The sequence below is a fragment of the Leuconostoc sp. genome, assembly GCF_965300815.1.
The window spans coordinates 1-7,932 of the sequence record NZ_CBDKZH010000065.1 but is presented as its reverse complement, the minus strand read 5'-3'; the positions used below and the strand labels follow the sequence as shown (position 1 = coordinate 7,932).

General features: G+C 43.7%; 5 protein-coding genes and 1 pseudogene. 5 read left to right on the top strand and 1 reads right to left on the bottom strand.

Going from position 1 to position 7,932, the window contains the following annotated elements; all coding sequences use genetic code 11:
• Nucleotides 1–1,164: amidohydrolase (locus ACW12G_RS05360; protein ID WP_455647448.1), on the top strand; the 1,164-nt coding region annotated here is incomplete at its 5' end.
• 34 nt (nucleotides 1,165–1,198) lie between these two features.
• On the opposite strand, the gene ACW12G_RS05355 is transcribed toward ACW12G_RS05360, so the two are convergent.
• Entirely contained in the window at nucleotides 1,199–1,843 is a 645-nt protein-coding gene (locus ACW12G_RS05355; RefSeq protein WP_029510194.1) for a Crp/Fnr family transcriptional regulator, read from the bottom strand.
• 94 nt (nucleotides 1,844–1,937) lie between these two features.
• On the opposite strand from ACW12G_RS05355, the gene ACW12G_RS05350 reads away from it, so the two are divergent.
• From ACW12G_RS05350 to kdpA, 4 genes and pseudogenes are all read left to right on the top strand, one after another.
• Nucleotides 1,938–3,299: an FAD-dependent oxidoreductase gene (locus tag ACW12G_RS05350; protein WP_455647447.1), complete on the top strand. Its 1,362-nt coding sequence runs from the start codon at nucleotides 1,938–1,940 to the stop codon at nucleotides 3,297–3,299.
• A gap of 191 nt (nucleotides 3,300–3,490) precedes the next feature.
• Nucleotides 3,491–4,774: a pectate lyase family protein gene (locus ACW12G_RS05345; RefSeq protein ID WP_455647446.1), complete on the top strand. Its 1,284-nt coding sequence runs from the start codon at nucleotides 3,491–3,493 to the stop codon at nucleotides 4,772–4,774.
• A gap of 141 nt (nucleotides 4,775–4,915) precedes the next feature.
• Nucleotides 4,916–6,112: a class I SAM-dependent methyltransferase gene (locus ACW12G_RS05340; protein WP_455647445.1), complete on the top strand. Its 1,197-nt coding sequence runs from the start codon at nucleotides 4,916–4,918 to the stop codon at nucleotides 6,110–6,112.
• Between the two features lie 208 nt (nucleotides 6,113–6,320).
• A pseudogene (gene kdpA, locus ACW12G_RS05335) lies at nucleotides 6,321–7,932 on the top strand (potassium-transporting ATPase subunit KdpA); the annotation flags it as partial.

Below are 7,932 nucleotides of genomic sequence, written 5' to 3'. Positions count from 1 at the left end.
TGGCTGAATAGTGCCGCATTAGCAAATATTCATGTTTCTGAAGAAGATTTGGCTGTTGCAGGTGGTGAAATTTTCCGTGATGAATCAGGTCAGATGACAGGCTTTTTCACAGAAGGTATTGCCACGCATATTTTAAACCAAGTGTTGGAAACACTGGTTGAGAGTATGCCGGAAACTTATTTAAACTATTTTCGCGAATTAAACCAACAAGGGGTGACGAGTGTTGGGGTTTTGGCCGTTTCTGGCCGTGCTGAACAAGATCTCGTGAATGAACAGTTATTTAAGGCGATTGAAGATGACATGACGGTACGCGCAGCCTTATTCCCAGGGATGCGGCAAGACGAAACACGTTTGCAAGCACTGTTAGCTGATTTTGAGAACACCGATCGCGTCCAAATTGCTGGGACTAAGCAATTTTACGATGGGGTGACCAGTACACAAACCGCTTACATGGTGGATGAGTATACGCCAGGTTCCGGTGAAAAGGGTGCACCAATGTTACCTGACGAGACCCTGCATGCGTTAATTGCCCGCTCTAATGCTTTGGATTTACCAATTCGTGTCCATGCGATTGGCGATCGTGCCATTCGCGAAACGTTAATGGCCTTTGAAGAAGCAGAAAAGACAGCGCCTTTGTCAGCTGGCAAGCGTAATGTCATTGAACACTTAGAGGTCTTCAATCCAGCTGATTTACCACGTCTACAACGCACCAAGGCGATTTTATCCGTGCAACCTAGTCACGCACTGATTGGTTATGAACTCTTGTGGAAAGAAGTTGGTTACCATCGTTTACCATGGATGTTTACATTCCGTGATTTTCTTGCACACGGGGCCACACTTGCCTTCAGTACTGATGCGCCGGTGGTGATTGGCCAAACACCTTTGCAAACGATTTTCCAAGCTGTGACGCGACGGACGTTAGCCAATAAAGCTGGGGTTGGCCTTGGCTTTGACCAAGGTGTAACGATTGGGCAAGCAATAACAGCGCATACGCTGCATGCAGCGCAAGCCAACCAACAACAAAATGTCGGTCGTATTGCACCTGGCTATTTCGCTGATTTAGCCATTGTCAGCCAGAATTTATTGACCACACCAGCTGATCAATTATTGATCGTTGAGAATGTTGCCACGATGTTTGATGGCCAATTTGTTTGGGAAAAATAAGAAAAAGCAACGATTCCGATCGTTGCTTTTTTGTTTATAACAAAGTAACCTCGCGCTTGTTTAACATAATCACACCGTTGCGCGTTAACTTTTTGAGTAGTCGGCTCAATGTTTCGGGTGCAATTTGTAAGGAGGCCGCGAGTTCTTTTTTGGTCACGGTTAATTGAAAAGTTTTGGTTTGTTTTGCTGCAGCCATGTCTTGAAAATACTGTAACAACCGTTCGTCAGCGTTTTGTAAGGACAAACTGATTTGACGCTGTTCTAGCGTTGTTAAACGCTCACCGTAGGTATTAAGCATTTGAATCGCGAGGCTCGTATTTTGTTGCAATAATTTCTGGAAATCAGCACGACGAATCATGCAAATTTGAGAATCGACCTTGGCCCGTGCAAAATGATGATGCCGTGTATCGGTAAAAAGAGCCGCTTCAATATCCATTTGGTGAGCATGCAAAGAATACAACAGGAGTTCTTGACCACTGTCGTTAATATTAAAAATATCGACTTGCCCAGAATCAACTAAAATAAGGGCAGATAAATCATCATCAGGTTCGTAGATATAGCTACCAGCGGGGTAACTTTTTTGATGGACAGAAATGTTAACGAGCTGGGTGATGATATCATCGGATAATTGTGAAAAAATAGGGGCCGCTTTCACGCAATTAAATTCTGAATGTGACATTTTTCACGCTTTCTTGACCTAAGTCAATTATTTTGAGGTAATTTGATTATACAATAAAACTATCAAGAACGGAAAGTTCTTATGGAGGATACACATGAAAATTGTTATTATTGGCTCAACCCACGCAGGAACAGCCGCCATCAAATCAATCAAAAGTCATCATCCAGAATCTGAAATCGATGTTTATGAGAAGAATGATAATGTGTCTTTCTTATCATGCGGCATTGCTTTATCAGTGCAGGGTGAAGTTAAAAACATTGACGATCTCTTTTACTCATCCCCAGAAATTTTAAGCGATTTAGGTGCTAATATTCACATGAAACATGAAGTGACACATGTGGATACAAAAAATAAAACAATTACTGTCAAAGATTTAACGACTGACGCAGTGTCGACGGTGACGTACGATAAATTAGTCGCCACGACGGGTTCATGGCCAGTGGTACCACCAATTCCAGGTATTGAAGATGACCGCATTGTGTTGTCAAAAAATTACACACATGCTAAAGCATTGCTTGATTATGCCAATGATCCAAAAATTCAACGCGTTGTTGTCGTTGGTGGGGGGTATATTGGTACTGAACTTGTGGAAGCTTTCAATGTGAAGGGACGGGAAGTAACCTTAATTGATAATCAACCAACGGTTTTGAATCGTTATTTTGATGCTGAATTCACACAAAATGTGGCCGATTTATTTGCATCACATGGCGTGACGGTCGCAACCGGTCAACTGGTACAAAGTTTTGAGAATACGCCGGATGCTGTTGTTGTGAAAACAGATCAAGGTGACTATCCAGCTGACTTAGTCATTATGTCTGTTGGCTTCCGACCTAACACACAATTATTTACTGGACAATTAGATATGTTGCCAAATGGCGCTTTAATCGTCAATGACTATATGCAAACTAGTCACCCTGATGTTTTTGCTGCCGGTGATTCAGTTGCAGTGCACTATAATCCAACAGGAGACCATGACTATATTCCTTTGGCCACAAATGCCGTGCGTCAAGGGACACTCATTGGCTACAACCTGGTGGAACCAACGCTAAAATATATGGGCACCCAAGCAACATCAGGGCTTAAGCTTTATGATTTGAACATGGCTTCTTCTGGTCTGACTGAGGCCCACGCTAAAGCATCTGGCATTGATGCTGATAGTTTGACAATGACTGATAATTTCCGACCAGAGTTTATGTCATCAACGGAACCGGTATTGATGACCATCACTTGGGAACGTCAAACAAAGCGGATTCTAGGTGTGCAACTTCAGAGTAAATATGATATTTCTCAATCAGCTAATGCCGCTTCAATTGCCATTCAAAATCAGATGACTTTGGCTGATCTCGCCGTTGTGGATATGCTTTTCCAACCATGGTTCGATCGCCCATTCAATTACTTGAATCTTTTAGCACAAGCAGCTATGGCAAAGGTGGCGCAAGAAGAAGCAAACGCCTAACTAGTGTTAACAAACAGGAAAACAACCAAGATCATCATGATTTGATGATCTTTTTTTGTAAAGAATATAAAGATTGTGTGTCATGGTTGAAAAAAACGTGCAGGGGGTCAATTTTTAGCGTACAATGTTGGTGTGTCAAAAGTATTACGTTTAGAATTTTTTTCTCAGGTAAACGAAACAGGAGAAAAATCATGGCAAAAACCGAGCGCGCTAAGTTGTTTTCAGCAACAGTGATGACGGGGATGCTGGCCTTATCGGTAACAGCTGGTCTTCGTCAGGTGCACGCTGACATGTCTGGCTACGCAGTGCAAACAGCCAGCACAGTTGGTGGATTTGGGGGCAATACCACTGGCGGCAGCCAAGCCACAGCAGCACATACCTACACGGTTACTGACCGTGCGTCTTTGTTAAAAGCGTTGGGCGGTGAGCATAATGCCACACCAAAGATCATTTATGTGTCGGGTAAAATTGACATGAACGTCAATGCACAAGGCCAGACGCTCACTGCAGCTGATTATGCTAAAGGCACCGGCTATAACTTTAATAGCTATTTAGCTGCTTACGCGCCAAGTACTTGGGGTAAGAAAAAAGTCAGTGGTGTGCAGGAAGCTGATCGAGTAAAGGCACAACAAAATCAAGCCGCGCAAGTTGTCGTGAAAGTGCCGGCAAATACGACGATTATTGGGGAACCTGGTGCGCAACTCATTGGGGGTAATCTGGTGATCCAACAGGACAATGTGATTGTGCGTAATCTTTATTTTGAAACACCGTATGATGATTTCCCCCAATGGGATCCAACGGATGAAGACACTGGTAACTGGAATTCACAATATCATGCCATTTCAGTGCAAGGTGCGCGTAATGTTTGGTTAGACCACAATACCTTTGATGATGGCACCCATCCAGATGCACAAAATGGGACGTACTTTGGTCGCGAATACCAACATCATGATGGTGACACTGATTTAACTAATGGGGCTGACAATATTACGGTCTCAGACAATATTTATCGAAACCATGATAAAACCATGTTGATTGGCAACAGTGATACTAAAAAAACAGATGCCGGCAAACTTCATGTGACGGTCACCCATAATTTGTTTGAAAATACTGTTCAACGGACACCGCGGGTGCGCTATGGCGAGGTCCAAGTCGTGAACAATCTGTATCAAAATGATGGGACCAGCACGTACAAATTTAAGTACGCGTGGGGATTGGGTAAGAACGCACAAATTGCTGCGCAAAACAATGTGCTTAATATTGCGAATGCGTCAGCGTCAGACATTATTAGCAAGCTCAAGGGGACACAGCTAGCAGATGTTGGCACTCAATTTAACGGGGTAAATGTCAGTGCATCAAAACTGAGTCATACAGCACCGCTAACTTGGCAACCAACGACACCAGCCAATTTAACGCCAACAAATCAAGTACAAGCAACGGTGATGAACCAGGCGGGCGCAAATGTTTTAAAGTAGGGTATATTACCGAAAGGGGCGTGAAGACGTCCCTTTTTTGTCAGCAATAAATAAATTAAATGATGATAAACGCTCGTCATTTTTGTTTGACTTTTGGGACGTCTTTTTCTAAAATACAGGGTATAAAGCAAGGGGGATAACATGTTAGACAAAACCATTTATAAGCAAGTTTTCAAGGCGAGTTTTAATGCGCCAATCGAAGTTGAATTTTGGGATGGTGAATGCGTGCGTTATGGGGAGGGGGACCCAATAGCTAAAATTATAATCCATGAAGTGATTCCGGTTAAGGACATTATGGCACACGCCTCGCTCACTTTTGGTGAGGCGTATATGGACGGTATTATTGAGATACAGGGTGATTTACAGCAATTGATTACGGCTGTTTATCAAGCTAAGGATAGCTTTTTAAACCACGCGAAGTTTAAAAAGTTTTTGCCTAAGCGCTCACACTCAGAAAAAATGAGTAAAGTCGATGTGCAAAGCCACTACGATATTGGCAATGACTTTTACGCAATGTGGCTTGATCCAACGTTGACGTATTCTTGTGCTTACTTTGCTAGTGAAGAAGATACGTTGGAACAGGCGCAGTGGAATAAGGTCCATCATATTTTAGATAAGTTGCATGCCCAACCAGGCGAAACGTTACTGGATATCGGTTGTGGTTGGGGCACTTTGATTTTCACTGCCGCTAAGGAATATGGCTTAAAAGCAACAGGGGTAACATTGAGCCAACAACAATATGATTTTGTTACGGAAAAGATTGTGGCAGAAGGTTTGACTGATCAAGTATCTGTCTATTTAAATGATTATCGGGAAATTGAAAAGACCTATGACCATGTCACTTCGGTGGGGATGTTTGAACATGTCGGTAAGGAAAATCTTGGCGAATACCTTGCCCAAGTGAGTGATCGTCTGGTGCCAAATGGGACAGCGTTAATTCATGGTATTACTGGCCAACATGAAGGTGCTGGTGTGGATGAATGGATTAACAAATATATTTTCCCAGGTGGTTATATTCCAAACCTTGCTGAAAATTTGACGCATATTATGCAGACGGCCCTACAAGTGGACGATTTGGAACCACTCCGTCGTCACTATCAAAAGACGCTTGAAATTTGGACACAGAATTTTCATGACGTGCGAGCGGCAGTCGTTGCCCAATACGGCGAACGTTTCTACCGTATGTGGGATTTGTACTTGCAAGCCTGCGCCGCCTCATTTGAGTCAGGGAACATTGATGTTGTTCAATATTTGTTAACAAAAGGCCCATCAGGGACGAATTTGCCAATGACACGTGCCTATATGTATCATGCCGATGTGGCACACGGTGTGAAATAAGAAAAAGCTATTGCAGCCTTGTTGCAATAGCTTTTTTTCTATTCAATTTGTGATAACCACTTTTTTAATTGTTAACACCGTTTTAACATCATAGTTGTTAAGATAGCGTTATCAAAAAAAGGAGGCACTGCGCCATGCTGTTAACGTTTTTAGGCGGGCTGGTCGTTGTTGGCTTGGTTGTTTATTTATTTTACATTTTAATGTAATCATGATTTGGTGGCGAGATGTGATGATTATTGGCCTTATTGTGGGGCTCTCCATCCCCGTCGGGCGCTATATTGCTGCGGTGATGGCGGGGAAAAAGGTGTGGTTGAGCGCGGTTTTAAAACCAGTGGAAAAACGCATTTATCGTATCCTCGGCTACCAAGACACACCCGCTGAAATGTCGGGTCGTCAATTTGTGCTGGCAATTGTGGTGTTTAGTCTCATGAGTTTATTCGTTGTGATGGGCGTGTTAATGACCTAGCAATGGTTACCGTTTAACCCCAATCATGTCCATAACGTGCCTTGGGATTTGGCTTTGAATACGGCTATGAGTTTTGTCACCAATACGGATTGGCAGGCTTATAGTGGGGAAACCGCTATGTCCTACTTGTCACAATTTGCCGTGTTGACCACGCAAAATTTTGCCTCAGCAGCCGTTGGTGTGGCTGCATTACTGGCGGTTATGCGCGGGTTTTCCCGCCAGGAAAGCCAACCGGTTGGCAATTTTTGGGTGGATATCACTCGATTCACCTTATATGTCCTGGTACCACTGAGCATAGTCTTAACGTTACTGATGGTGAGCCAAGGGGCCGTACAGAATTTTGCCCCCAATCATGCCGTGCAAGGCATCTTATTGCCATCCGGACCAGCTTCCAGCCAATTTGCGATTTCATTGTTAGGGAGTAACGGTGGTGGCTTCTTTGGTGCCAATGCAGCCGCATTATTTCATAATCCCACAGGCTTGAGTAATTTATGTGAGAGTGTGGCGATTGTTCTCTTACCCGCTGCCCTGGTTGTCATGTTTGGTCAAATGGTCGGCCGTCGACAGGCGATGGTGATCTATGCTGTGATGCTTGGCCTCTTAGAGTTGGCAGTGATTGGTACTACGTTGTCTGAGTTATATCTTGGCCAGCACGTTACGGGTGTGGCCGGATCAACGGCATTGGAAGGGAAAAATGTTGTCAACGGTATCAGGCAGTCAGCGTTATGGAATACATTATCGACCGCCGTTTCTAACGGGTCAGTGAACGCGTCATTGGATAGTTTTACCCCGTTAGGTGGGCTGATTCCCATGTTACTCATGCAACTCGGTGAAATTGTATTTGGCGGTGTTGGTTCTGGTTTATATGGCATGTTAAGCTTTGTGCTACTAACCGTGTTTATCAGTGGTTTAATGGTTGGGCGCACACCAGAATATTTAGGCAAAAAAATTGCGGCCTATGATATGAAAATGGTTGCGTTAGCCATTTTATTGCCGCCAGTGTTAACTTTGGTTGGCACGGGAATTGCCGTGAGTTGACCGGGTATCCGATCAAGCTTGACGAATACTGGGGCGCATGGGTTCTCAGAAATTTTGTATGGATTTTCATCAATGGGTAATAATAACGGCTCGTCGTTTGCTGGGTTCAATGGCGATCAGCCGATGGTCAACGTGGTTGGCACGGTGTTAATGGGCTGCACCCGTTTTGTCCCGCTGCTGGCGATGGTATATCTAGGGGCTAATTTAGCCAAGAAAAAGCAAATGGCAATTTCAAGTGGCACTTTGCGGACAGATACTGGCCTCTTTGCCGTGTTATTGTTAGTGATTATTTTATTGATTGGGGCATTGAATTTTG